Raw genomic sequence first — 24911 nt, forward strand, 5'->3', positions numbered from 1 at the left:
CCATCACGAACGTGATGGACGGGGTATCAACATATCTGGCGTTGACTTTTGGCACGCTGTTGAGTTCTCAAGGAACGGACGCTTCCTTTGTACTCCCCCGAGAGACTCTCTCAGGCTTTCCTCCGGGCGCTTCCCTTCGGTCTTGCGTTTCCGACTCTATCAGATCCTTTTCCGATCCGATTTCCTCGGCGCTTTCCAGGTTCCCGCTTCCGCGTTTCCCTTTCCGGCGGTTCCGACTCTATCAGATCCTTTCGGTCCTGATTCCCAGTCAGAGTGGGCTGCCTTCCCGGCTGTTGGGCCGTTCCGACGTGGTGATACTTTAGCGGATTCCCGGCTCCCGACCTAATCGGGGGCCGCGCTCTTTCGAACGTGGATTCCTCATTCCGTGAATACGCATGCCAGTGACACCTGAGGTGGCTGGTTACGTGCGGAATGGCTGTCCGGGGACCGACCGGAGTCGGCGCTCACGTCGGACAACTCGGAGAACCTTACGGAGGGGGGACCGGCGTGTCAACTCAGGTGTGTCGTGGCCGCTCGGGGCGTAGTCTCGGGGGCGTGATGACGCGTACGTGCACCCAGTGCTGGTGGGCCGCCTGACGGCGGCCGCGCTCACGTACGCAGGTAGACGGCCGCCGCTTCGGCGGCCGTTCTCGTATCTCCCTCCAGGAGGGGCGGCCGGCGGGCGGCGGTCCTGACCAGGAGGAGAGAAGAGATGGCACGGGTCTTCAGTGGGGTCAAGCCGACCGGGCATCTGACGCTGGGGAACTATCTGGGAGCCATGCGGCAGTGGGCCGCCGTCGATCAGCACCGGGGCGAGGCGCTGTTCTGCGTCGTCGATCTGCACGCCCTGACCGTGGAGCACGATCCGGCGCGGGTGCGGCGGCTGAGCCGGCAGACGGCGTCGCTGTTGCTGGCGGCGGGGCTGGATCCGGAGCTGTGCACCGTGTTCGTACAGAGTCATGTGGATGAGCACGCCCGGTTGTCGTACCTGATGGAGTGCGTCGCGACCGACGGGGAGATGCGGCGGATGATCCAGTACAAGGAGAAGGCGGCGCGGGAGCGGGTGCGGGGCGGGAGTGTGCGGCTGTCGTTGCTGACGTATCCCGCGCTGATGGCGGCGGACATCCTGGCGTACAACGCCGACGACGTGCCGGTGGGGGACGACCAGACGCAGCATGTGGAGCTGGCGCGGGATCTCGCCGTGCGGTTCAACCAGCGGTACGGGCACACGTTCGTGGTGCCGCGGGCGACCCGGCCGGAGGTGGCGGCTCGGGTGATGAATCTCCAGGAGCCCACGTCCAAGATGGGGAAGAGCGATGACACCGGGCCGGGGATCGTCTATCTGCTCGATGAGCCGGATGTCGTGCGGAAGAAGGTCATGCGGGCCGTCACCGACAGCGGGGAAGGGGTCGTGTACGACCGGGAGGGGCAGCCCGGTGTCGCGAACCTGCTGGAGATCCTCGCCGCCTGTGCGGGTGGGGAGCCGGAGGAGCTGGCCGGGAGCTACGACTCGTACGGGGCGTTGAAGAAGGATGTCGCCGAGGCGGTCGTGGAGGTGTTGCGGCCGCTGCGGGAGCGGCATCGGGAGCTGTGTGCCGATCCCGGGTATGTGGAGGGCGTGCTGCGGCAGGGGGCCGCGCGGGCTCGGGGCGTGGCGCGGCCCACCGTGGACGCCGCCTACCGGGCGATCGGGTTGCTCGCCCCGTAGGCCGGGCCGGCGTCAGCCGTTGTTGCCGGAGGCCAGCTCGCGGCTGCGGTCGCGGGCGGCCTCCAGGGCGGCGATGAGGGCGGCCCGTACACCGTGGTTCTCCAGTTCGCGGATGGCACTGATCGTCGTGCCCGCGGGGGAGGTGACGTTCTCGCGGAGCTTGACCGGGTGTTCGCCGCTGTCGCGGAGCATGGTCGCGGCGCCGATCGCGGACTGGACGATCAGGTCGTGGGCCTTGTCGCGGGGCAGGCCGAGCAGGATGCCGGCGTCGGTCATGGCTTCGACCAGGTAGAAGAAGTACGCCGGGCCGGAGCCGGAGAGGGCCGTGCAGGCGTCCTGCTGGGACTCGGGGACGCGGAGGGTCTTGCCGACGGCGCCGAAGATCTCCTCGGCGTGGGCGAGGTGGGCGGCGGTGGCGTGGGTGCCGGCGGAGATGACGGACATGGCCTCGTCGACGAGGGCGGGGGTGTTCGTCATGACGCGGACGACCGGGGTGCCGGTGGCGAGGCGGTCCTCGAAGAAGGACGTCGGGATGCCGGCGGCGCCGCTGATGACCAGGCGGTCGGCGGGGACGTGCGGGGCCAGCTCGTCGAGGAGGGTGCCCATGTCCTGCGGTTTGACCGTGAGGATCAGGGTGTCGGCGGTCTTGGCGGCCTCGGCGTTGGTGACCGGGGTGACGCCGTGGCGGGCGTGGAGCTCGTCGGCCCGTTCCTGGCGGCGGGTGGTGACCAGCAGGTCGGCGGGGGTCCAGCCGGCGCGGATCATTCCGCTGAGCAGGGCTTCGCCGATCTTGCCGGTGCCGAGGACTGCGACTTTCTGGGTCATGGCTGCGGGTGCCTCCGGGGGTGCGTCGTCCGTTCGTCATCCTCGCATCCCGGGGGCGGGCGGGGGTGGTGCGTCCAGTGGGCGGGACGTGGGTCGCCTCGGCCGGGCGTCAGGGGGCCGGGGCGACCAGGAGGATCACGTCGTAGACCTCTTCGACGACGCCGTCGGGGAAGACGGTCAGGAGGCGCTCGCGCTCCTCGGTGAGGAAGGCGGCGCTGTGTGCCGCGTCGTGGACGAGGAAGAAGGAGTGGCTGCCGAGGTTGGCCAGGTGGGTGTCGAGCGGGACGCGGCGGCTCCAGCGGATCTCGCGGCGGACGGGGGTGAGGCGGCCGGTGGGGTCGTGCAGGCGGGCGCCGGTCATGCGCTGCTCGGTGGGAACGTCCAGGCCGAAGTGGCGCCGGATGCGTGCGGCGGCCTCGGTGATCCAGGGGACGTCGATGGCGTCGGTGTTCCACCACAGCGCGAGCGCGCCGCCCGGGCGTAGGACGCGCAGCGCCTCCGGCACGGCGCGGGCCGGGTCGGTCCAGTGCCAGGACTGGGCGTAGGTGAGCAGGTCGAGGGAGGTGCCGGCGAGAGGGAGGGCGTCGCCGGTGCCGCGGATCAGGGGGGTGCCGGGGAGGGCACGGCGGAACTGGGCGGCCATGCCGGCGCCGGGTTCGACGGCGATGACATCGGCGCCGCGGGCGTGCAGCAGGGCGGTGGCTATGCCGGTGCCGGCGCCGATGTCCCCGACGCGGGCGCCGGTGAGGGGGCGGCCGGTGAGTTCTTCGAGGGTGTCGAAGAGGGCGGGCGGGTAGGCGGGGCGGGCGGCGGCGTACTGGGCGGCGGCCCTGTTGAAGGAATGGGCGCGGGCGGAGTGCGCGGGTGTGGCCATACGGTCATGGTGACCGGGCGGGGGTTTCAGCGGCGGCGTTTCTTCGGGTTGCCCGAGCGGCGGGTCGTGCGCTTCTCGTGCCGGGTGACGGCCGCCTCGTACTCGGCGCGGTGGAGTCTCTCGCCGGGGGCCTCGATGAGGCAGCGCAGGGCGTAGGCGAGGAGGGAGCCGAGGAAGCCGACGGTGAGCAGGCCGCGCAGGGACGCCTGGCGGTCGGGGGCGGGGCGGGTGGTGAAGGCGCCCCAGGTGTGGCCGAAGGCCAGGGCGCTGCACACCGCGAACATGACGATGACCAGGACGGTGACGAAGCTGCCGATCTCGGCGATCTGGAGGCCCTGGTAGGCGAGGCGCAGGACCAGGCAGGCGGCGGCCGCGAGGAGCAGGGCGCCGGCGGCGAGGGCGAGGCGGCGGGCGGTGTAGGCGCCGTCGTGGTGCAGCCAGGTCGTGCCGAAGAAGCGGATGGGTTCCGGGCGGGGGCCCGTGGTGGGGTTCCCCGGGGTGCCCGCGGCGGTGCCGGTGGTCGTGTCGGGGCTGCCGTTCTCTTCGCTCACGCGTCGATTATGGCCGTCGCGGGCTCCGGGTGGGTCAGGAGCAGCGGGGGCGGATGTAGCCGTCGCTGCCGGTCCGGACGTAGGCGTCCGAGACGTACTGGCCGTTGTCGATGTTGTCCCAGATGTTGGTGGTGCCGTAGGTGCCGGTGACCCGGGTGCCCGGGGACTGGCAGAAGATCGGGACCTTGGCGCCCAGCGGCAGCTGCTTCACCAGTGCGTACTGGGTGCCGGGGCCGGTGCGGACGTTGAGGCGCACGCCCGGCGCCACCGCGAAGTAGGTCAGGTCCGCCGCCGCCGTGGTGACGGCCTCGCTCTCGTCCCCGCCCGTGGCTTCCGTGGTCTGTTCGACCGACATGAGAACTCCCCCCAGATCGTCCCTTGCGCCCCACGGCTGTCGTGGGGTCACAGTGATTCGAACGCGGAGGCTAGCAAGCCGCCTCGGTCTCGTACGAGTCATCGACTAGGCTCCGTGCGTCGCGCGCGTGGACGAACAGTACGGGGGGTCCCATGGCGCCGCAGCGGAGCACCGGTACGGATGCGGAAGCGGAACTTCCGGAGTACGCCGGTCACTACCGTCTGGAGTCCTGTCTCGGGTCGGGCGGCATGGGCGTCGTACACCTGGCGCGCAGTACGTCGGGGATGCGGCTCGCGGTGAAGGTCGTGCATGCCGAGTTCGCCAGGGACCCGGAGTTCAGGGGGCGGTTCCGGCAGGAGGTGGCGGCGGCGCGGCGGGTGAGCGGGGCGTTCACGGCGCCGGTCGTCGATGCCGATCCGGATGCCGGGCGGCCGTGGATGGCCACGCTGTTCATCGACGCACCGACCCTCGCCGAGCAGGTGAAGCGGAACGGGCCGCTGGACGCCGACCGGCTGCGGCGGCTGATGGCGGGGCTGGCGGAGGCGCTGCGGGACATCCACCGGGTCGGGGTCGTGCACCGGGATCTCAAGCCGAGCAACGTCCTGCTGGACGAGGACGGGCCGAAGGTCATCGACTTCGGGATCTCCCGGCCGACCGACAGTGAACTGCGTACGGAGACGGGGAAGTTGATCGGTACGCCGCCGTTCATGGCGCCCGAGCAGTTCCGGCGGCCCCGGGAGGTGGGGCCGGCGGCGGATGTGTTCGCGCTGGGCTCGGTGATCGTGCACGCGGCGACCGGGCGGGGGCCGTTCGACTCCGACAGTCCGTATGTCGTCGCCTACCAGGTGGTGCACGACGAGCCGGATCTGACGGGCGTGCCCGACTCGCTGGCCGCGCTGGTGCTGCGGTGCCTGGCGAAGGAGCCGGAGGACCGGCCCACGCCGGACGAGGTGATGCGGCAGCTGCGGTCGGTGGCGGCGTCGTACGACACGCAGGCGTTCATACCGGCGCAGCGGGCGCCGGAACCCGCTCCCGCCGCGGAGGCGGACGCGTCGACCCACGTCAAGGAGTCCGCCGGGGCGGTCCCGGATCGCCGGGGGCCGCGCAAGCGGCTGCTGCTGGTGGCGGGCGCGGTCTGCCTGGCGGCGGTCGGCACGCTCGTACCGCTGCGGTTGCTCGGGGGTACGGACGCGGCGCCGTCCGGGGGGCGGGCGGGCGCGTCGGCGTCGTTCGCCGGGTGGGAGAGCGCCGCGGCGTCCGGGGCCGGGGGTTCCGTGTGCGGGTACGGGGCGGGGCGGTTGCTGTGCGCGCGGGACGGGGCGGTGCTCGCCCTCGACCCCGACGACGGGACGCGGCTGTGGCGGCGCTCCGTCGCGGGCCGTTCCCGGAGCGGGCCGCCGGCCGTCGCGGGCGGCCTCGTGCAGCCCGCCCTGAACGAGGGCGCCGCGCTGACGGCGTTCGACCCGGTCACGGGCGAGCCCGCGTGGCGCCGGGAGGTGCCCGCGTACCAGGGCCTGCGGCCGGTCGGCGGGATGCTGCTGCTCACCGGCACGGACGGCAAGGTGACGGGGGTGGACGGGGCCACCGGTGAGACGGTGTGGTCGCGGCGGATTCCCGGGCAGGCGGTGCCGTACTTCTCTTCGTTCAGCGAAGACGGGACGGCGGGCGGGACCGCGTACGCGACGAGCGTGTCGGACGACGGGACGCGTACCCGGGTCACGGCCGTGGACCCCGGGACGGGTGACGTGCGGTGGGACGCGGAGCTGGCGGGGGAGCTGGAGGCGGTGGGGGTGGCGGACGGTTCCGTCGTCTTCCTCGACGCCGACGCGGTCTACGGCGAGACGCGGGCCGTTGTGCGGTACAGCCCGGGGGCGGGGGCCGGGGCGGGGGCCGGGGCGGGGGCCGGGGCGGGGGCCGGGGCGGGGGCCGGGGTCGTGCGGAGGGTTTCGCTGTCGGTGCCGGTGGCGCGGGCGCAGGGGGCCGTGCGCGGGGACGCCGTGTACGTGATGGGCGCGGGCGGCACGCTGGCGGCCGTCGATCTGGCGGCGGGTGAGCAGCGGTGGAGCCTGGAGACGGGCGTGAGCCGCGGTTCGGCGCCCGTCGCCGACGGGCGGCATGTGTACGTCACCGCCCCGGACGGGCGGCTGCTGGGCGTGGACGCCCGTACCGGGCGGCTCCTCGGTCAGACGGCCCCGCGGCTGGGCGGCGGGTCGGACCGGGTGGCCGCCGCGCTGCCCGCGCCCGTCGCCGTCGGGGGCCGGGTCTACGCCGGTGCCCCCGACGGGACGGTCTTCGCGGTGGACGGGCGGGATCCGGGCGCCTGGTGAGGGGTGGGGCCCCTCTAGTGGGCCGAGCCGCAGGGCGGGGCGCTCGGTAGTGGGCTGCGGGGCGGGGCGCCTAGTAGTGGGCCGCGGTGCCAAGTGGGCCGCGGTGCCAAGTGGGCCGCCCCGCGGTGGGTGGGCGCGGCGGGGCGGGTTCGCGTCTTCGTGGGATGGGGCGTGTGCCTGGGTCAGCCGAGCTTGCTGACGTCCCGGACGGCGCCCTTGTCCGCGCTGGTCGCCATCGCGGCGTAGGCGCGCAGGGCGGCCGAGACCTTGCGGTCGCGGTTCTTCGGGGCGTACGTGCCGCCCAGCGCCTGCTCGCGGCGGGTCAGCTCGGCGTCGTCGACCAGCAGCTCGATGGAGCGGCCCGGGATGTCGATGCGGATGCGGTCGCCGTCCTCGACCAGGGCGATGGTGCCGCCGGAGGCCGCCTCGGGGCTGGCGTGGCCGATGGACAGGCCCGAGGTGCCGCCGGAGAAACGGCCGTCGGTGACCAGCGCGCACGCCTTGCCCAGGCCGCGGCCCTTGAGGTACGAGGTCGGGTAGAGCATCTCCTGCATGCCGGGGCCGCCCTTGGGACCCTCGTAGCGGATGACGACGACGTCGCCCTCCTTGACCTGCTGGGTGAGGATCTTCTGGACGGCCTCTTCCTGGGATTCGCAGACCACCGCCGGGCCCTCGAAGGTCCAGATCGACTCGTCGACGCCGGCGGTCTTCACCACGCAGCCGTCGACGGCGAGGTTGCCCTTGAGGACCGCCAGGCCGCCGTCCTTGGAGTAGGCGTGCGCGGCGGAGCGGATGCAGCCGCCCTCGGCGTCCGTGTCGAGGGTGTCCCAGCGCTCGGACTGGGAGAACGCCTCGGCGGAGCGGACGCAGCCGGGGGCCGCGTGCCACAGCTCCACGGCCTCGGGGGACGGGGAGCCACCGCGGACGTCCCAGGTCTTCAGCCAGTCGGCGAGGGTCGGGCTGTGGACGGAGTGCACGTCCTCGTTGAGCAGGCCCGCGCGGTGCAGCTCGCCCAGCAGGGCGGGGATGCCGCCGGCGCGGTGCACGTCCTCCATGTAGTACGTGCGGTCCTTGGCGACGTTCGGCGCCACCTTGGCCAGGCACGGCACGCGGCGCGAGACGGCGTCGATCTGCTCCAGGCCGAAGGGCACGCCGGCCTCCTGGGCGGCGGCCAGCAGGTGCAGGATCGTGTTGGTGGAGCCGCCCATCGCGATGTCGAGGGCCATGGCGTTCTCGAACGCCTGGAACGTGGCGATGGAGCGGGGCAGCGCCGAGGCGTCGTCCTGCTCGTAGTAGCGGCGGGTGAGGTCCATGACCGTCTCGGCGGCGCGCACGTAGAGCTGTTTGCGGGCCGTGTGGGTGGCCAGCACCGAGCCGTTGCCGGGGAGGGAGAGGCCGATCGCCTCGGTGAGGCAGTTCATGGAGTTGGCGGTGAACATGCCGGAGCAGGAACCGCAGGTCGGACAGGCGCTCTCCTCGATGCGGAGCATGTCCTCGTCCGAGACCTTCTCGTTCACCGCCTCGGACATCGCGTCGACCAGGTCGAGCGTGCGGACCGTGCCGTCGACCAGGGTGGCGCGGCCGGACTCCATCGGGCCGCCGGAGACGAAGACCGTCGGGATGTTCAGGCGGAGCGCCGCGTTGAGCATGCCCGGGGTGATCTTGTCGCAGTTGGAGATGCAGATCAGTGCGTCGGCGCAGTGGGCCTCGACCATGTACTCCACGCTGTCCGCGATCAGGTCGCGGGAGGGCAGGGAGTAGAGCATGCCGCCGTGGCCCATGGCGATGCCGTCGTCGACGGCGATCGTGTTGAACTCGCGCGGGATGCCGCCGGCCTCCGTGACCGCCTCGCTGACGATCCGGCCGACGGGGGCCAGGTGGGTGTGGCCGGGCACGAACTCCGTGAAGCTGTTGGCGATCGCGATGATCGGCTTCCGGCCGATGTCCGCACCGGGTACACCGGAGGCACGCATCAGGGCGCGGGCGCCCGCCATGTTGCGGCCGTGGGTGACTGTGCGGGACCTCAGCTCGGGCATCGTCGCTCGCTCCTTCGGAGAGTTCTGCCAGTGTCACTCAGAGCACTGACAGGGTTCTGACTGACGTCGAGCGTACGCCCGTCATCCAGGGTCCGGGACACGGTGTCCGGATGACGGGACGCACATCTCGTCGGCCGGAGTGGCCGGGAGTGGTCGGAGTGGCCGGAGTGGCCGGAGTGCGCCGCGGGCCGCCGTCGCTCATCCGCGGGAGGTGCTCGCCGCGGAGGCCAGGTGGCGGCGGGTGAAGGCCAGGGCCTCGGCCAGGTCGGCCTCGCGTTCGGCGCTGGACATCGCCCGGCGGGTGTTGACCTCGATGACGACATGGCCGTCGAAGCCGGTGAGCGCGAGGCGCTCCAGCAGCTCGGCGCAGGGCTGGGTGCCGCGGCCGGGGACGAGGTGCTCGTCCTTGGCGGAGCCCCGGCCGTCGGCGAGATGGACGTGGCCGAGCCTCTCCCCCATGCGGTCGACCATGCCGAGGGCGTCGGTGCGGGCGGTGGCGGTGTGACTGAGGTCGATCGTGAAGTGCCGGTAGTCGTCCTTGGTGACGTCCCAGTCGGGGGCGTAGGCGAGCATCTCGCGGTCGCGGTAGCGCCAGGGGTACATGTTCTCGACGGCGAACCGCACGTCCGTCTCGTCGGCCATGCGCCACACGCCGGCGACGAAGTCACGCGCGTACTGGCGCTGCCAGCGGAAGGGCGGGTGGACGACGACCGTGCTCGCGCCGAGCTTCTCGGCGGCGGCGCGGGCCCGCTGGAGCTTGACCCAGGGGTCGGTGGACCAGACGCGCTGGGTGATGAGCAGGCACGGGGCGTGCACGGCCAGGATCGGGACCTGGTGGTAGTCGCTGAGTCTGCGCAGCGCCTCGATGTCCTGGCTGACCGGGTCGGTCCACACCATGACCTCGACGCCGTCGTATCCGAGGCGCGCGGCGATCTCGAAGGCCGTCGCCGTCGACTCCGGGTAGACGGAGGCCGTCGACAGGGCGACCTTCGCATCCGGGATGCGTTGGGGCTGCGCCATGGGGTTCAGGTTACGGGGTGCGGTCGGGTGGGCCGGCGCGCGTGGTCGCCGTTGTGGTGCTCGCCATAGGCGGGTGCGGCGTCGTCGTGGTCGCTCGCGCGGTTCCCCGCGCCCCCGGGTTCCTCACTCCTGACCCATGTGATCAAGGCGGCGGAGGATCACTCCCTCTCGCAGGGCCCAGGGGCAGATTTCCAGGGTTTCGACGCCGAAGAGGTCCATCGCCGCCTCGGCCACCAACGCCCCCGCGACCAACTGGTTCGCCCGGCCCTCGGAGACGCCGGGGAGTTCGGCGCGTTCGGCGGTGGTCATGGCGGCCAGGCGCGGGACCCAGCTCTCCAGGGAGGAACGTTTCAGTTCGCGCTGGACGTAGAGGCCCTCGGCGGAGCGGGCGGCGCCGGTGAGGCGGGCCAGTTGCTTGAAGGTCTTGGAGGTGGCGACGACGTGGTCGGGGGCGCCGAAGCGGCTGAACTCGCCGACCGTCCGGGCTATCTCCGTACGGACGTACCGGCGCAGGGCGCGCACGTCGTCCGGGTCGGGCGGGTCGCCGGGGAGCCGGCCGGCGGTCAGGCGGCCCGCGCCGAGCGGCAGGGAGACGGCGGCGTCGGGTTCCTCGTCGATGCCGTACGCGATCTCCAGGGAGCCGCCGCCGATGTCGAGGACCAGCAGCTTGCCCGCGGACCAGCCGAACCAGCGGCGGGCGGCGAGGAAGGTGAGCCGGGCCTCCTCCGCGCCGGTCAGCACGGTCAGCTCGACGCCGGTCTCGGCGCGGACGCGGGTGAGGACCTCCTCGGCGTTGTGCGCCTCGCGCACGGCGGAGGTGGCGAACGGCAGCAGGTCCTCCACGCCCTTGTCCTCGGCGGCCTGGAGCGCCCGTCGGACGACGGCTGTCAGGCGGTCGACGCCGTCGGCGCCTATCGCGCCGTCCGCGTCGAGGAGTTGGGCGAGGCGCAGTTCGGCCTTGTGCGAGTGCGCGGGCAGCGGGCGTGCGCCCGGGTGCGCGTCCACCACCAGCAGGTGGACCGTGTTGGATCCCACGTCGAGGACACCGAGTCTCATGTACGGAACGCTACTGCCAGGACGGTCGGCGGTGGTGGGGGTACCGGGGGCGGGCGACTTACCCTGGACGGGTGCCAAAGACGAAGCAGGCGAAGGACGCGAAACTGCCCAAGAAGGGCAAGCGGAAGAAGACGGACGTGCGGGCCGTGGCGGCGCCGGCGGGTGACGAGAAGGGGCTCGACTTCGCGCGCGCGTGGGTGGAGTTCCCGGATCCGGCCGACGACGAGCAGGTCTTCCGCTGCGATCTGACATGGCTGACCTCTCGCTGGAACTGCGTCTTCGGCAGCGGTTGCCAGGGCATCCAGGCGGGCCGCGCGGACGACGGATGCTGCTCGCTGGGTGCCCACTTCTCCGACGAGGACGACGAGGCCCGGGTCGCCGGGCATGTGGCCCGGCTCACGCCGGACATCTGGCAGCACCACGCCGAGGGCACGGCGAACGGCTGGGTGTCCGAGGACGAGGAGGGCTCCCGGCAGACCCGTCCCTTCCAGGGGTCGTGCATCTTCCAGAACCGGCCCGGTTTCGCCGGGGGCGCGGGCTGCTCGCTGCACATCCTGGCGCTGCGGGAGGGGCGCGAGCCGCTGGAGACCAAGCCGGACGTGTGCTGGCAGCTGCCGGTGCGGCGGACGTACGAGTGGATCGACCGGCCCGACGACACCCGCGTGCTCCAGGTGTCGATCGGTGAGTACGACCGGCGGGGCTGGGGTCCGGGCGGCCATGACCTGCACTGGTGGTGCACGTCGGCCACCTCGGCGCACGGTGCGGGCGAGCCGGTGTACGTGTCCTACCGGCCGGAGCTGATCGAGCTGATGGGCAAGGCGGGGTACGACCGGCTGGCCGAGCTGTGCGAGGAGCGGCTGGCCTCGCGGCTGCCGCTGCTGGCGCCGCATCCGGCGGATCCGGTGCTTCCGGTGCCGGCGGTGCCTTCTGCGGCTTCGGGAACTGCGGGGACTTCGGGGACTCCTGCGGCTTCGGGAACTCCTGTGGCTCCTGTGCCTCCGGCGGCTCCTGCGCTTCCGGAGGCGTAGGCGGTACTGCGCTGCTGCGGCTGCCCGGTTCCTGCGGCGCCGCGGTGGCTCAGGCGGTACTGCGGACTGCGGTACTGCGGGCTGTGGTGCTGCGGACTGTGGTGCTGCGGGCTGTGGTGCTGCGGGCTTGCGGGCTGCGGTACTGCGGGCCTGCGTAGCGCGGCCCGCGGCACTGCCCGGGGCCTACGGCGCCGCCGGGCTCGGGGTGCCGTCGCCGTCGGACGGGGCCTGCGGGCCGCCCGTGCCGGTGGGGGACGGGTCGGCGGGGGTGGGGCCGGGGGGCGTCGGGGCGGGTGTCGCGGTCGGGGTGGGCTCGGCCGGTGGCGGGGCGGTGGGGCGTGGGTCGGCGGGGGGCGGGGTGGCCGGCGTGCCGGGCGGGCCGGGGCGGGGGCCGGGCCGGGAGGGGCCGGGCGCGGTGCCGTAGCCCTCGATGGAGACGACGGCGCCGCCGGGCGTGACGGCCACCCGGGCGCTCCAGTGGCCGGAGGGCTCGCGCAGCTGATCGACGTGGACCGTGACCGTGGTGCTCGTGCCGGGGGCGAGCGTGCCGGAGGAGCGGTTCAGGTAGAGCCAGGGGGCGCCGGTCGAGGCGAACCAGCGCACCGGGGAACGGCCGGTGGCGGTGAGGGTGATGAGCGTGCTCCCGCCGCTGCGGGCGGCCGTCACCTCCATCCGGGCGGCGCCCTCGCGGTCGACGGCGCCGAGGACCTTCACGGAGACGCGCAGGTCACCGGCGGGGGCGGTGCCGGTGCTGCCGGTGTGCTCGTAGCCGCCCGCCGTGCCGTCGTCGGTGCCGTCGGTGTCGTGGGTCTCGCTGGCGCTGGTGACGCGGCCGTCCTCGGTGCCGGTGGCCGGGGTGCCACGGCAGGCGGCCCACAGGGCGAACGCGGGGGCCGCCACGACGGTGGCGACGACGGTCGTGACGACGGCACGCGCGCGCAGCCGGTCGCGCCGGGCGGCGCGGTCGCCGGGGGGCATCGGGAAACCGCGCCGGTCGAAGCGGGGGGCGGCGCCCCGCGCGCGCGGGAGGTGGGCCATCGTCATGTGCAGTGCCGCGCGGGGGGCGGTCAGGACGGGCAGCGCGGCGGGCGTGACGCTGGTGCCGGGCCAGCGGCCGGGGATGGCGCGCTCGGCGGTGCGGCGGCAGCGCGGGCAGTCGTCGACGTGCCGGACCAGTTCGCGGCGGAGGGCCGCGCTCAGCACCGGCCGGTCGTCGCCGGCCCCGGCGGCGAAGCGGGCGACGCCGGGGCAGGTGCCGGTGTCGACGACGGCGAGGGCGGCGCGGGTGCGCTCGACCTCGCAGGCGGCGGAGGCGAGCAGTTCGCGGGCGGCGGCCGGGGCCGTGCCGAGGACGGCGGCCACCTCGTGGGCGGCCAGGTGGTGGCGGACCGCGAGTTCGAGGGCCTCGCGCTGCTCCGGGGTGGTGCCGGCCGCCTCCGGCCAGGCGAGCAGGGCCAGTTCGCGGCGGCGGCGCTCCTGGACGTCCTCGGGGACGGCCGGGGCGGGCGGCGCCTTGGTAAGGGCCTCGCGGCCCGCCGCGTGGGCGGTCTGACGTTTCTGCTGAGCCTCGGACAGCTTGCGCAGGCAGGCCCAGCGGGCCAGCGCGTACAGCCAGGCCCGGCGGTCGGCGGCGGCCTCGGGGCAGCGGTGGTGGCGGCGCTCGGCGAGGACCAGGGCGTCGCCCAGGGCGGCGGTCGCGGCGTCGTGGTCGCACAGCACGGACAGGCAGTAGGTGAACAGACCGTCCAGATACGGATCGTGGGGCGTGGGCGGTCGCTGCGCCACCGTGCGCGCCGCGCCGCGGTCACGCGCTTCCCGGTGCGCCCGGTGTGCGCCGGTCGTGCGGGTCGTGGTCTGCGGACTGCTGCTGCTCATCCGGCGACCGTAGGGGGCTATGGGTGGCGCGGACTGGCGCATTGGCCACTTTTAATCCGTACGGGTGAAATGATCCCTCGATAGGGGACAGGAACCCATTGTTCCGCCTTGGCGTTTTACGGCAGATGGCCGACGCGCGCCCACCGGGGCCGGGCCGGCACCGGACCGCCGGCGGGGGCGGACGCCGGGCCCGCGCCGGGCTGCCGGCGGGCGGCCGGGGGGACTGTCAGTGGGTGCGGCTACGGTTTCGTGCATGGCTGCCCGTACGAAGACCACCAAGGACCGTCCGTCCTACCGCTGCACGGAGTGCGGCTGGCAGACGGCCAAGTGGCTCGGTCGCTGCCCCGAGTGCCAGGCGTGGGGGACGATCGAGGAGTACGGCGCGCCCGCGGTCCGCACGACGGCGCCGGGGCGTGTCACCACCTCCGCGCTGCCCATCGGCCAGGTCGACGGCCGCCAGGCCACCGCCCGCTCCACCGGCGTGCCCGAGCTGGACCGCGTACTGGGCGGCGGACTGGTCCCCGGCGCGGTGGTGCTGCTGGCCGGGGAGCCCGGCGTCGGCAAGTCCACGCTGCTCCTCGACGTCGCGGCCAAGGCGTCCGCCGAGGAGCACCGGACCCTGTACGTCACGGGCGAGGAGTCGGCGAGCCAGGTCCGGCTGCGCGCCGACCGCATCGGCGCCCTCGCCGACCACCTCTACCTCGCCGCGGAGACCGACCTCGCGGCGGTCCTCGGGCACCTCGACGCGGTGAAGCCGTCCCTGCTCATCATGGACTCGGTGCAGACGGTCGCCTCCCCGGAGATCGACGGCGCCCCCGGCGGCATGGCGCAGGTGCGGGAGGTGGCGGGGGCGCTGATCCGCGCCTCCAAGGAGCGCGGCATGTCCACCCTGCTGGTCGGCCACGTCACCAAGGACGGCGCGATCGCCGGCCCCCGGCTCCTCGAACACCTCGTGGACGTCGTCCTGAGCTTCGAGGGCGACCGGCACGCGCGGCTGCGCCTGGTCCGGGGCGTCAAGAACCGCTACGGCGCCACCGACGAGGTCGGCTGCTTCGAACTGTCCGACGAGGGCATCGTCGGGCTGGCCGACCCCAGCGGGCTGTTCCTGACCCGCCGCGCCGAGCCGGTGCCCGGCACCTGTCTGACCGTCACCCTGGAGGGCCGCCGCCCGCTGGTGGCCGAGGTGCAGGCGCTCACCGTCGACTCGCAGATCCCCTCCCCCCGGCGCACCACGTCCGGTCTGGAGACGTCCCGGGTGTCGATGATGCTGGCCGTCCTGGAGCAGCGCGGCCGCATCAGCGCCCTGGGCAAGCGGGACATCTACTCCGCGACGGTCGGCGGCGTGAAGCTCTCCGAGCCCGCCGCCGACCTGGCCATCGCGCTGGCCCTGGCGAGCGCGGCCAGCGACACCCCGCTGCCGAAGAACCTGGTCGCGATCGGCGAAGTAGGGCTCGCGGGCGAGGTGAGACGGGTCACGGGCGTGCAGCGCCGGCTCTCCGAGGCGCACCGGCTGGGCTTCACGCACGCGCTGGTACCGGGCGATCCGGGGAAGGTCCCGCCCGGCATGAAGGTCCTGGAAGTGGCGGACATAGGGGACGCGCTGCGGGTCCTTCCGCGGTCCCGTCGCCGAGAGGCCCCACGGGAGACGGAGGACCGCCGGTAGACTTTGCCCTGGTCTCGCCCGTCCGTACGAACCGAGTGCGCGAAACGGGAGCGTCCCGAAACCAGCGACCGGAGGAGTGCAGTGGCAGCCAACGACCGGGCGGCGGCTCCCGGGAAATCCGGTGGGAGCGCCGGTTCCGATGGCCTGATGCGCGCCTCGCTGAGCGCCGTGGCACCGGGAACGGCGCTGCGTGACGGCCTGGAGCGCGTGCTCCGCGGCAACACCGGCGGACTGATCGTGCTCGGCTCCGACAAGACCGTCGAGGTGATGTGCACCGGCGGCTTCGTGCTGGACGTGGAGTTCACCGCGACACGGCTGCGCGAGCTGTGCAAGCTCGACGGCGGCATCGTGCTCTCCTCGGACCTGTCGAAGATCCTGCGGGCCGGCGTCCAGCTGGTCCCCGACCCGACGATCCCCACGGAGGAGACGGGCACCCGGCACCGTACGGCGGACCGGGTCAGCAAGCAGGTCGGCTTCCCCGTCGTCTCCGTCTCGCAGTCCATGCGGCTCATCGCGCTCTACGTCGACGGGCAGCGCCGGGTCCTGGAGGACTCGGCGGCGATCCTGTCCCGCGCCAACCAGGCGCTGGCCACGCTGGAGCGGTACAAGCTGCGCCTCGACGAGGTCGCGGGCACACTGTCCGCGCTGGAGATCGAGGACCTGGTCACCGTCCGGGACGTCTCGGCGGTCGCGCAGCGCCTGGAGATGGTGCGCCGGATCGCCACCGAGATCGCCGAGTACGTGGTGGAACTGGGCACCGACGGACGGCTGCTCGCGCTCCAGCTCGACGAGCTGATCGCGGGCGTGGAGCCCGAACGGGAGCTGGTGGTACGGGACTACGTGCCCGAGCCGACCGCGAAGCGTTCGCGCACGGTGGACGAGGCACTGGCCGAACTGGACAAGCTCAGCCATGCCGAGCTGCTCGAACTGTCCACGGTGGCACGGGCGTTGGGTTACCTGGGCTCACCGGAGACGCTGGACTCGGCGGTGTCGCCGCGCGGGTTCCGGCTGCTGGCGAAGGTGCCGCGGCTGCCGGGGGCGATCATCGACCGGCTGGTGGAACACTTCGGCGGGCTGCAGAAGCTGCTGGCGGCCAGTGTGGACGACCTGCAGACCGTGGACGGGGTCGGGGAGGCTCGGGCCCGGAGTGTGCGGGAGGGGCTCTCGCGGCTGGCGGAGAGTTCCATTCTGGAGCGGTACGTGTAGCTTCCGGCGGTTCGGTCCGTTGTCGGGTGCCGGTGCGTCGGGGGTCGGGGGCCGGGGGTCGGGTTGCTCGCGCCCACGCGGCGGGGCCGCACAGCGGCAGCGCACCGCGCCCCGGGCGGGGCGCTTTCTCAGGCGTCTTCCAGTACGAACGACGTCTGCGTCTTCGTGAAGCCCGGGGCCTTGGCCTCGACCAGGTACGTGCCCGCCTTCGCCTTGCCGGACTTGGGGGTCGCGCACTCGGGGGCGCTCGGCTTGCGGTCCCACTTGACCGTGTAGGTGATGCCGGTGCCGGCCGGGACCCGGAACACCAGGCTCTCGGCGCCCTTCACGCAGTCGTCGGAGGACCAGAACGCGTCGTCGCCGTCGGCCGGGGTGATCGTCACCACCGCGTGCTCGGGCCCGAGATCGACTTTGCAGTCGCTGCCGGAGGTGTTGCGCGCGGTGAGTTCGAAGGCGGGGGTCTGGCCCGGCTCGTAGGTGTTGCGCACGCTGCGCAGGCTCAACTCGACCGCGCCGGCGGTGCAGTCGGGCAGCGAGGTCCCCGCCGGCAGGGCGTCGCCCGAGCCGACACCGGCGGCCGTACCGCCGCCCGCGCCGCTGCCGGAACCGCTCGAACCGCCCGCGTCACCGGAGCCGCCACCGGACTCCCCCGCGCCGGACCCCGAACCGTCGCCCGCCCCGTCGCCCGCCCCGTCGCCCGAGCCGTCCTCCCCGCCGGAGCCGGTCCCGCCGGAGTCCTCGTCGCCCGACTCGTCGCGCCCGCCCGGCGCTTGGCTGATGGCGGGTCCCGAACCCGAGGGGCCCGGCGTGATCGAGGGAGCGGGATTCTTGCCGTCGGCGCCGTCGTCGTGACCGCCCCCGCCGCCTCCGCCGCCCATGGTCATGATCCACGTGACCAGAAGCGCCAACACGACGACGACGAACAGCAGTACGGCCCTCCGACGCCAGTAGATGGAGGAGGGAAGCGGCCCGACCGGATTGCGCAGAGATCCCACGGCGGAAACTGTACGAGAGATCGGTGCGCTACCTTGCGCCACCCGCCGTTCGGGGCATCAACTTTTGCGGATCATCATTCCGGAGACCGCCCCTGACGAACCGTCATCGCCTGCAAAGGGACAAAACGACCACCCGTCCCGACGGCCGGAACCCTGCGTCTTCACAGCCGCAGCGCTTGCAGCTCTGGCCATTGCTTGACGTACGTCGCCGGGTGGCGCTGCGCCCGCCGGACCGCCCTCCCGTGGCAGGATCGGTAGGCCATGACTGCTCCCACGAAGCCCCAGACCCAGCCCCAGACTCAGCCCCAACCTCAGACCCAGCCCTCGCACGCCGGCCCCGCCGAGCCCGACGCGGCCGGTTCCGGCTCCCCGCTGCACGCCCCCGTCATCGACTGGTTCGACGAACACGCCCGCGACCTGCCGTGGCGGCGCCCGGAGGCCGGCGCCTGGGGCGTCATGGTCAGCGAGTTCATGCTCCAGCAGACGCCGGTCAGCCGCGTCCTGCCCGTCTACGAGCAGTGGCTGGCCCGCTGGCCGCGCCCCGCCGACCTCGCCGCGGAGGCCCCCGGTGAGGCCGTCCGCGCCTGGGGCCGGCTCGGTTACCCGCGCCGCGCGCTGCGGCTGCACGGCGCCGCCGCCGCCATAACGGAACGGCACGGCGGCGACGTACCGTCCGACCACGCGGCACTGCTGGCGCTGCCCGGCATCGGCGAGTACACGGCCGCCGCCGTCGCCTCGTTCGCCTACGGCCGGCGCCACGCCGTGCTGGACACCAACGTCCGCCGGGTCTTCGCCCGGGCCGTCACCGGTGTGCAGTACCCGCCGAACGCCACCACCGCCGCCGAGCGCCGGCTCGCCCGCGCGCTGCTGCCGGACGACGAGCCGACCGCCGCGCGCTGGGCCGCCGCCTCCATGGAGCTGGGCGCGCTGGTGTGCACCGCGAAGAACGAGTCGTGCCACCGCTGCCCGATCGCCGCGCAGTGCGCCTGGCGGCTGGCGGGCAAGCCCGCCCACGACGGCCCGCCGCGCCGCGGGCAGACCTACGCGGGCACCGACCGCCAGGTACGGGGCCGGTTGCTGGCCGTGCTGCGGGAGGCCCCCGGGCCGGTCCCGCAGGCGGCCCTCGACCGGGTCTGGCACGAGCCGGTCCAGCGGGCCCGCGCCCTGGACGGCCTGGTCGCCGACGGGCTGGTCGAGCCGCTGTCCGGTGGCCGTTACCGGCTGCCACTGGCCTGATTCGTACGGACAAAACGGCCGGTAACCACCCGTACCAGCCCTCGCCTTTATCCAGGCCTTACTTCCGTTACACAACCGACGGACAGCCGATTGCCAGTCGCGGCCTTCCTCGCACAGCGCCGTGACAACGCTTCCCTAGCTTCGTTCCCGTGCCCGTCAGGCACAGCAGGACCACGGAACACACAACGGGGAACGGGAGGCGGTTCACCATGGCGCAGGCGCAGGCACAGGGCGAGGTGCTGGGGTTCGAGGAGTACGTCCGCACCCGGCAGGACGCGCTGCTGCGCAGTGCCCGCCGGCTGGTCCCGGACCCGGTCGACGCCCAGGACCTGCTCCAGACGGCACTGGTCCGCACGTACGGCCGCTGGGAGACCATCGAGGACAAGCGGCTCGCGGACGCCTATCTGCGCCGGGTCATGATCAACACGCGGACCGAGTGGTGGCGGGCGCGCAAGCTGGAGGAGGTGCCGACCGAGCAGCTCCCGGAGCCCTGCGTGGACGACGCCGCCGACCAGCACGCCGACCGGGCGCTGCTGATGGACGTACTGAAGGTGCTCGCCCCCAAGCAGCGCAGCGTGGTCGTGCTGCGACACTGGGAGCAGATGACCACGGAGGAGACGGCCGCCGCCCTCGGCATGTCGGCCGGCACCGTCAAGAGCACGCTGCACCGGGCGCTGGCCCGGCTCCGCGAGGAGCTGGTGGCCCGCGAGTCGGACGCACGCGCGCTGGAGCACGAGGAGCGGGAGCGGTGCGCGGCCTGAGCGGCGGCCCACGGTCCGGACCGGGCCGGGTGAGCGTCAGGGCGGCGGTTCCGGTGGTGGCCGGGGCCGTCGCCGTCGCCGTGCTGCTCTCCGGCTGCACGGCCGGCGGCACCGGCGCCCGCGACGAGGGGCCGGCCCACGCCGAGTCGGTGACGGCCCCGGCCGCCTCGCCCTCTCCGTCGGTCTCCTCGGCCAAGGCCTCCGGCCGGGTGGACGCGGTCCGCCTGGTCAAGAACGACCCGCAGGTCTCGGCGGAGGTCAAGCGGGAGCTGAAGCCGTGCGTCGCCGACGAGTACCCCGTCGACGTCAGTTACGGGGACCTGACCGGCGGCCCCGCCGAGGACATCGTCGTCAACGTCCTGACCTGCGGAGACGCGGTCGGCGTGGGCAGTTACGTGTACCGGGAGGAGAACGGCGGGTACCAGCACGTGTTCAAGGCGGAGGAGCCGCCGGTCTACGCGGAGATCGACCGCGGCGACCTGGTGGTGGCCAAGCAGGTGTACGAGAAGGACGACACGGTGTCGGTCCCGTCCGGCGAGAACGTGATCACGTACCGCTGGACCTCGGGCCGGTTCGTCGAGAAGTACCGCACGCACAACGACTACAGCAACGCCGTCGGGACCGGTCCCTCGCCGGTCCCGGACAGCTGACCCGGGCACCGGCCCCGGCACGACCGCGCGAGTGAACCGGACGGGCCGTCCGGACCGATGGAACAGTGACCGGCTCACCCCCGTCCGGTGGGGGTCGAGCGCCCGCACCGACCACCTTCGAGGACTGAGAGCACCCGGATGACAGACCAGACCCACGTCCTGTTCGTCGAGGACGACGACGTCATCCGCGAGGCCACCCAGCTCACCTTGGAGCGGGACGGCTTCGCGGTCACCGCGATGCCCGACGGCCTGTCGGGCCTGGAGGCGTTCCGGGCGAGACGGCCCGACATCGCGCTGCTGGACGTCATGGTCCCGGGACTGGACGGGGTCAGCCTGTGCCGCCGCATCCGGGACGAGTCGACGGTGCCGGTGATCATGCTGTCGGCGCGGGCCGACTCCATCGACGTGGTGCTGGGTCTGGAGGCGGGCGCCGACGACTACGTGACCAAGCCGTTCGACGCGGCGGTGCTGGTCGCCCGGATCCGCGCGGTGCTGCGCCGCTTCGGCCACGCGGGCGGCGACCGTTACGACGACCGGGGCGCGGCGGCGGCCGGCGGGGTGCTGACCTTCGGCGCGCTGGAGGTGGACACCGAGGGCATGGAGGTACGCCGGGACGGGCGGCCGGTGGCGCTGACGCCGACGGAGATGCGGCTGCTGCTGGAGTTCTCCACCGCGCCGGGCACGGTGCTCTCCCGCGACCGGCTGCTGGAACGCGTGTGGGACTACGGCTGGGGCGGGGACACCCGGGTCGTCGACGTCCATGTGCAGCGGCTGCGCACGAAGATCGGCCAGGACCGGATCGAGACGGTCCGCGGCTTCGGCTACAAGCTCAAGGCCTGAGGGGCTGAGGGCGTATGCGGGGGTTCATCCGACGTCTGCGGGGCGCGGCGCTGTGGCGTGGGGGTGGTGGCGGCGTCCGTGGCGGGCGTGTCTCGGGTGTCCGTGGCGCGGAGACTCGTGATGCCGGGGTCCGGGGCGCCGATGTCCGGGGCGCCAACGTCCGGGGCGCCGACGTCCCGTGCGCCGACGTCCGGGGGGCGGGGGCCCGGACCGGCCGGCGGGCCGCCGTGCTGCGGCGGGCCGGCATCCGTACCGGGCTGCGGTGGAAGCTGAGCGCGGCCATCGCGCTGGTCGGCGCGCTGGTCGCGATCGTGCTCAGCCTGGTCGTGCACAACGCCGCCCGGGTGTCGATGCTGGACAACGCGCGCGACCTCGCCGACGAGCGGGTCCTGATCGCCCAGCGCAACTACGAACTGTCGGGACGGCTCAACTTCCCCAACGCCCAGATCGACGACCCGGGGCTGCCCCCCGAACTGCGCGCGAAGGCCCAGGAGGGGCGCCGGGCGACCTTCGTCTCCGACCGGCCGGGCGGCGCCGCCGACATCTGGGCCGCCGTGCCCCTCAAGGACGGGCATGTGATGTCGCTGCACACCGGGTTCACCGACCGCAGCTCCGACATCCTCGAAGACCTCGACCAGGCGCTGGTCATCGGCTCGATCACGGTCGTCCTGGGCGGCAGCGCGCTCGGCGTGCTCATCGGCGGGCAGCTCTCGCGCCGGCTGCGCAAGGCCGCCGCCGCCGCGAACCAGGTCGCCGCCGGGGAGACCGACGTACGGGTGCGGGACGCCATCGGCGGGGTGGTGCGGGACGAGACCGACGACCTCGCGCGGGCGGTGGACGCGATGACGGAGACGTTGCAGCAGCGGCTGGAGGCGGAGCGCCGGGTCACCGCCGACATCGCGCACGAGCTGCGCACCCCGGTGACGGGGCTGCTGACCGCCGCCGAGCTGCTGCCGCCGGGCCGGCCCACCGAGCTGGTGCTGGACCGGGCCAAGGCGATGCGCACCCTGGTCGAGGACGTGCTGGAGGTGGCCCGGCTGGACAGCGCCTCGGAGCGGGCCGAGTTGCAGGACATCGTGCTGGGCGAGTTCGTGGCCCGGCGGGTGGCGGCCAAGGGCGGCGACGTCACGGTGCGGGTGCTGCACGAGTCGGAGGTCACCACCGACCCGCGCCGCCTGGAGCGGGTGCTGTTCAACCTGCTGGCCAACGCCGCCCGGCACGGCCGGCCGCCCATCGAGGTCAGCGTCGAGGGGCGGGTGGTGCGGGTACGCGACCACGGTCCCGGCTTCCCCGAGGGGCTGCTCGCCGAGGGCCCGAGCCGCTTCCGCACCGGCAGCGCGGACCGGGCCGGCCGGGGCCACGGGCTGGGGCTGACCATCGCGGCCGGTCAGGCCCGGGTCATGGGCGCGCGGCTGACCTTCCGCAACGTACGGCCCCCCGGTGCGCCCGAGGACGCGCCCGCCGAGGGAGCCGTCGCCGTGCTGTGGCTGCCGGAACACGCGCCGACGAACACCGGCAGCTTTCCGATGCTGCCGGACCAGCCGACGGACGGCGACTGACCGTCCGGCCGGCCGACTGGCTGGTCCGGCCCGCCGACTCGCTGGTCCGGCCCGCCGACTCGCTGGTCCGGTTCGCCGACGGATGAGGCCCCCGGTCCTGGAACGGCCCGGGAGCTGGGCGTCGGCGCGCGGTGTCGGCCGGCGGTCGGACAGCTGCCGGAGCCTGCCGACGGCTGTGCAGGCGCTGATGACTGCCGACAGCCGTGACGGCGACGGAAGCGCACTGACGGCTGTGCGGCTGCTGACCACTACCGACGGCTGTGTCAGCTGCCGAAGCATGCTGACAGCTGTGCGGCCACTGATCGCTGCCGACAGCCGTGACGGCTACCGACAGCTGTGACGGCTGCCGACGGCGGTCAGTCAGCGGCCCGGCAGCTTCCGGCGGCCGGCTCTCTGGCATCCGCCCGGCCACTTCCGACGGCCGGCTCTCCGGCACCTTCCCGGCGGCTGCCGGCAGTCGGCTGCCGGCGGCTTCCGGCAGTCGGCTGCCGGCACCTGCCCGGCAGCTTCCGGCGGCCGACTCCCCGGCACCTGCCCGGTCACTGTGCCGGACAGTCGCTCAGCCGCTGTGCCGGACGGCTGACCGGCGCAGCGGCCGGGCAGCCGTCCGGTCGCTGTCAGACCGCCTCGGCCGCCGGTGCCTTCAGCGCCGCGCCCTCGCCCGGCCCGTCCCCGGGGGCTTGGTCCGTCTTCGGGCCCGTCCCCTTCAGCGGGACCTCCTTGACGAACACCGCCGCGACCAGCGCGAGCACCGCCACCCCGGCGCCGAGCAGGAACGCCCCGTGGGTGCCGGCCGACACGGCGTGCTGGTACGCCTCGCGGGCCAGTGCCGGCAGCTCGGCGAGGCTCGCCGCGTCCAGCTGGGCCGACTGCTCGGTCACCTTCGAGCCCAGGTCCCCGGCCCGCTCGGCCATCACGTCCTGGACGCGGTGGTTGAAGAGCGCGCCCATGATCGCGACGCCGAAGGAGGAGCCGAGGGTGCGGAAGAGGGTGGTGGACGAGGAGGCCACGCCCATGTCCTTCATCTCCACGCTGTTCTGCGCGACCAGCATCGTGATCTGCATCAGGCAGCCCATGCCGAGACCCACGACGGCCATGTACACCCCGGACGTGAACCGCGAGGTCTCCGTGTCCATCAGCGACAGCAGGAACAGCCCCACCGTCATCAGCACGCCGCCGGCTATCGGGAAGATCTTGTACCGGCCGGTGTTGGTGGTCACCCGGCCCGCCACCATCGACGTGACCAGCATCGCGCCCAGCATCGGCAGGAGCAGCAGCCCGGAGTTGGTCGCGGACGCGCCCTGCACCGACTGCTGGTACAGCGGCAGGAAGAGCGTGGCGCCGAACATCACGAAGCCGGTGATGAAGCCGATCACGGACATCAGCGTGAAGTTGCGGCTGCGGAAGATGTGCAGCGGCATGATCGGCTCGGCGGCCCTGGTCTGCCAGAACACGAACCCGACCAGCGCGGCGACCCCAATGCCGATCAGCTCCATGATCCGCGCGGAGGTCCACGCGTACTCCGTGCCGCCCCAGGTGGTGACCAGGACGATGGCGGTGATGCCGATGGTCAGCAGCGCGGCGCCGAGATAGTCGATGCGCGCCTCGGCCCGCTTCTTCGGCAGGTGCAGGACGACGCTGATCAGCACCAGCGCGACGGCACCCAGCGGCAGGTTGATGTAGAAGGACCAGCGCCAGCCCCAGTGGTCGGTGATGGTGCCGCCGACCAGCGGTCCGCCGATCATCGCCAGCGCCATGACGCCGGCCATCATGCCCTGGTACTTGCCGCGCTCGCGGGGCGGTATCAGGTCGCCGATGATCGCCATGACGCCGACCATCAGACCGCCGGCGCCCAGGCCCTGCACGGCGCGGAAGCCGATGAGCTGGCCCATGTCCTGCGCCATGCCGCTGAGCGCCGAGCCGATCAGGAACAGGACGATCGACGTCATGAACGTGCCCTTGCGGCCGTACATGTCGCCGAGCTTGCCCCACAGCGGCGTGGCGGCCGCGGTGGCGAGGGTGTACGCGGTGACCACCCAGGAGAGGTGTTCGAGTCCGCCCAGCTCGCCGACGATCGTCGGCATCGCGGTGCCGATGATCATGTTGTCCAGCATCGCGAGCATCATCGCGATCATGAGCGCCAGCAGGACGACCCGCACGCTCCTCGGTTGCTTTTCGCCGGCCGCCCCGGCCGTCGCTGTTTCCGCCATCGCTCCGTCTCCCCCAGCCTCCGGGGACTTACTTGCCGCCCGGCTAGTGACTACACTCGGAAGGTAGCCGCGCAACTAGCCGGGCGTCAAGTAAGTTTTCCGGAAAGCCCGGGACGTGCGCGGAGCGGAGGTGACG

The 24911-nt window shown here is 73.2% G+C and carries 19 protein-coding genes and 1 pseudogene; 10 read left to right on the forward strand and 10 right to left on the reverse strand.

The window, feature by feature from the left end; all coding sequences use genetic code 11:
- Positions 1 to 712 precede the first annotated feature (712 nt).
- Positions 713 to 1708 carry a tryptophan--tRNA ligase gene (gene trpS / locus ACIQR3_RS22395; RefSeq protein WP_403541556.1) on the forward strand — a complete coding sequence of 332 codons (996 nt, stop codon included), beginning with the start codon at positions 713 to 715 and terminating at the stop codon, positions 1706 to 1708.
- 12 nt (positions 1709 to 1720) lie between these two features.
- Here the strand turns inward: trpS and proC are convergent, their stop codons facing one another.
- The 4 genes from proC to ACIQR3_RS22415 form a co-directional block, all read right to left on the reverse strand.
- A complete protein-coding gene (gene proC / locus ACIQR3_RS22400; protein ID WP_403541558.1) occupies positions 1721 to 2533 on the reverse strand; it encodes a pyrroline-5-carboxylate reductase in 813 nt (270 codons plus the stop codon).
- Positions 2534 to 2642: 109 nt separating this feature from the next.
- Positions 2643 to 3407, reverse strand: coding sequence for a class I SAM-dependent methyltransferase (locus ACIQR3_RS22405; RefSeq protein ID WP_403541560.1), 765 nt, complete (start codon positions 3405 to 3407; stop codon positions 2643 to 2645).
- A 26-nt stretch (positions 3408 to 3433) separates the two neighbouring features.
- Positions 3434 to 3958 (reverse strand): EamA/RhaT family transporter, encoded by a 525-nt coding sequence (locus ACIQR3_RS22410; protein ID WP_403541563.1) that lies wholly within the window; start codon positions 3956 to 3958, stop codon positions 3434 to 3436.
- A gap of 34 nt (positions 3959 to 3992) precedes the next feature.
- Positions 3993 to 4313 (reverse strand): SH3 domain-containing protein, encoded by a 321-nt coding sequence (locus ACIQR3_RS22415; RefSeq protein WP_403541565.1) that lies wholly within the window; start codon positions 4311 to 4313, stop codon positions 3993 to 3995.
- Between the two features lie 152 nt (positions 4314 to 4465).
- On the opposite strand from ACIQR3_RS22415, the gene ACIQR3_RS22420 reads away from it, so the two are divergent.
- Positions 4466 to 6640 carry a PQQ-binding-like beta-propeller repeat protein gene (locus ACIQR3_RS22420; RefSeq protein ID WP_403541567.1) on the forward strand — a complete coding sequence of 725 codons (2175 nt, stop codon included), beginning with the start codon at positions 4466 to 4468 and terminating at the stop codon, positions 6638 to 6640.
- Positions 6641 to 6822: 182 nt separating this feature from the next.
- On the opposite strand, the gene ilvD is transcribed toward ACIQR3_RS22420, so the two are convergent.
- The 3 genes from ilvD to ACIQR3_RS22435 form a co-directional block, all read right to left on the reverse strand.
- Positions 6823 to 8676: a dihydroxy-acid dehydratase gene (ilvD, locus tag ACIQR3_RS22425; protein WP_403541569.1), complete on the reverse strand. Its 1854-nt coding sequence runs from the start codon at positions 8674 to 8676 to the stop codon at positions 6823 to 6825.
- Positions 8677 to 8874: 198 nt separating this feature from the next.
- A complete protein-coding gene (locus ACIQR3_RS22430; RefSeq protein WP_403541572.1) occupies positions 8875 to 9696 on the reverse strand; it encodes a sugar phosphate isomerase/epimerase family protein in 822 nt (273 codons plus the stop codon).
- Positions 9697 to 9819: 123 nt separating this feature from the next.
- Positions 9820 to 10752 (reverse strand): Ppx/GppA family phosphatase, encoded by a 933-nt coding sequence (locus tag ACIQR3_RS22435; RefSeq protein WP_403541575.1) that lies wholly within the window; start codon positions 10750 to 10752, stop codon positions 9820 to 9822.
- Positions 10753 to 10823: 71 nt separating this feature from the next.
- Here ACIQR3_RS22435 and ACIQR3_RS22440 point away from each other — a divergent pair.
- Positions 10824 to 11654 (forward strand): annotated as a pseudogene (locus ACIQR3_RS22440) (hypothetical protein); the annotation flags it as partial.
- 309 nt (positions 11655 to 11963) lie between these two features.
- Here ACIQR3_RS22440 and ACIQR3_RS22445 read toward each other — a convergent pair.
- A complete protein-coding gene (locus tag ACIQR3_RS22445; protein ID WP_403541578.1) occupies positions 11964 to 13655 on the reverse strand; it encodes a hypothetical protein in 1692 nt (563 codons plus the stop codon).
- Positions 13656 to 13908: 253 nt separating this feature from the next.
- Here ACIQR3_RS22445 and radA point away from each other — a divergent pair, with 253 nt between their 5' ends.
- A complete protein-coding gene (gene radA / locus ACIQR3_RS22450; RefSeq protein ID WP_403541580.1) occupies positions 13909 to 15318 on the forward strand; it encodes a DNA repair protein RadA in 1410 nt (469 codons plus the stop codon).
- A gap of 81 nt (positions 15319 to 15399) precedes the next feature.
- Positions 15400 to 16524, forward strand: coding sequence for a DNA integrity scanning diadenylate cyclase DisA (disA, locus tag ACIQR3_RS22455; protein WP_403541581.1), 1125 nt, complete (start codon positions 15400 to 15402; stop codon positions 16522 to 16524).
- A gap of 128 nt (positions 16525 to 16652) precedes the next feature.
- Here disA and ACIQR3_RS22460 read toward each other — a convergent pair whose 3' ends face one another.
- The gene (locus ACIQR3_RS22460; protein WP_403541584.1) at positions 16653 to 17519 is read right to left on the reverse strand and encodes a hypothetical protein; all 867 of its coding nucleotides are present in this window, start codon (positions 17517 to 17519) and stop codon (positions 16653 to 16655) included.
- Positions 17520 to 17780: 261 nt separating this feature from the next.
- On the opposite strand from ACIQR3_RS22460, the gene ACIQR3_RS22465 reads away from it, so the two are divergent.
- From ACIQR3_RS22465 to cseC, 5 genes are all read left to right on the forward strand, one after another.
- On the forward strand, positions 17781 to 18755 hold the full coding sequence (locus ACIQR3_RS22465) for an A/G-specific adenine glycosylase (RefSeq protein ID WP_403541586.1): 975 nt from the start codon (positions 17781 to 17783) through the stop codon (positions 18753 to 18755).
- Between the two features lie 209 nt (positions 18756 to 18964).
- The gene (locus ACIQR3_RS22470) at positions 18965 to 19516 is read left to right on the forward strand and encodes a SigE family RNA polymerase sigma factor (protein WP_215166596.1); all 552 of its coding nucleotides are present in this window, start codon (positions 18965 to 18967) and stop codon (positions 19514 to 19516) included.
- Complete coding sequence (locus ACIQR3_RS22475) at positions 19504 to 20166, forward strand: hypothetical protein (RefSeq protein ID WP_403541588.1); 663 nt, start codon at positions 19504 to 19506, stop codon at positions 20164 to 20166. The genes ACIQR3_RS22470 and ACIQR3_RS22475 overlap by 13 nt, the downstream gene beginning before the upstream one ends.
- Positions 20167 to 20304: 138 nt before the next feature.
- Positions 20305 to 21006 carry a two-component system response regulator CseB gene (cseB, locus tag ACIQR3_RS22480; RefSeq protein ID WP_403541590.1) on the forward strand — a complete coding sequence of 234 codons (702 nt, stop codon included), beginning with the start codon at positions 20305 to 20307 and terminating at the stop codon, positions 21004 to 21006.
- A gap of 14 nt (positions 21007 to 21020) precedes the next feature.
- Complete coding sequence (cseC, locus tag ACIQR3_RS22485) at positions 21021 to 22565, forward strand: two-component system sensor histidine kinase CseC (protein ID WP_403541593.1); 1545 nt, start codon at positions 21021 to 21023, stop codon at positions 22563 to 22565.
- Between the two features lie 617 nt (positions 22566 to 23182).
- Here cseC and ACIQR3_RS22490 read toward each other — a convergent pair.
- Positions 23183 to 24775: an MDR family MFS transporter gene (locus ACIQR3_RS22490; RefSeq protein WP_403541594.1), complete on the reverse strand. Its 1593-nt coding sequence runs from the start codon at positions 24773 to 24775 to the stop codon at positions 23183 to 23185.
- Between the last annotated feature and the right edge of the window lie 136 nt (positions 24776 to 24911).

Source organism: Streptomyces sp. NPDC090994 (assembly GCF_044768905.1).
Classification (GTDB): domain Bacteria; phylum Actinomycetota; class Actinomycetes; order Streptomycetales; family Streptomycetaceae; genus Streptomyces.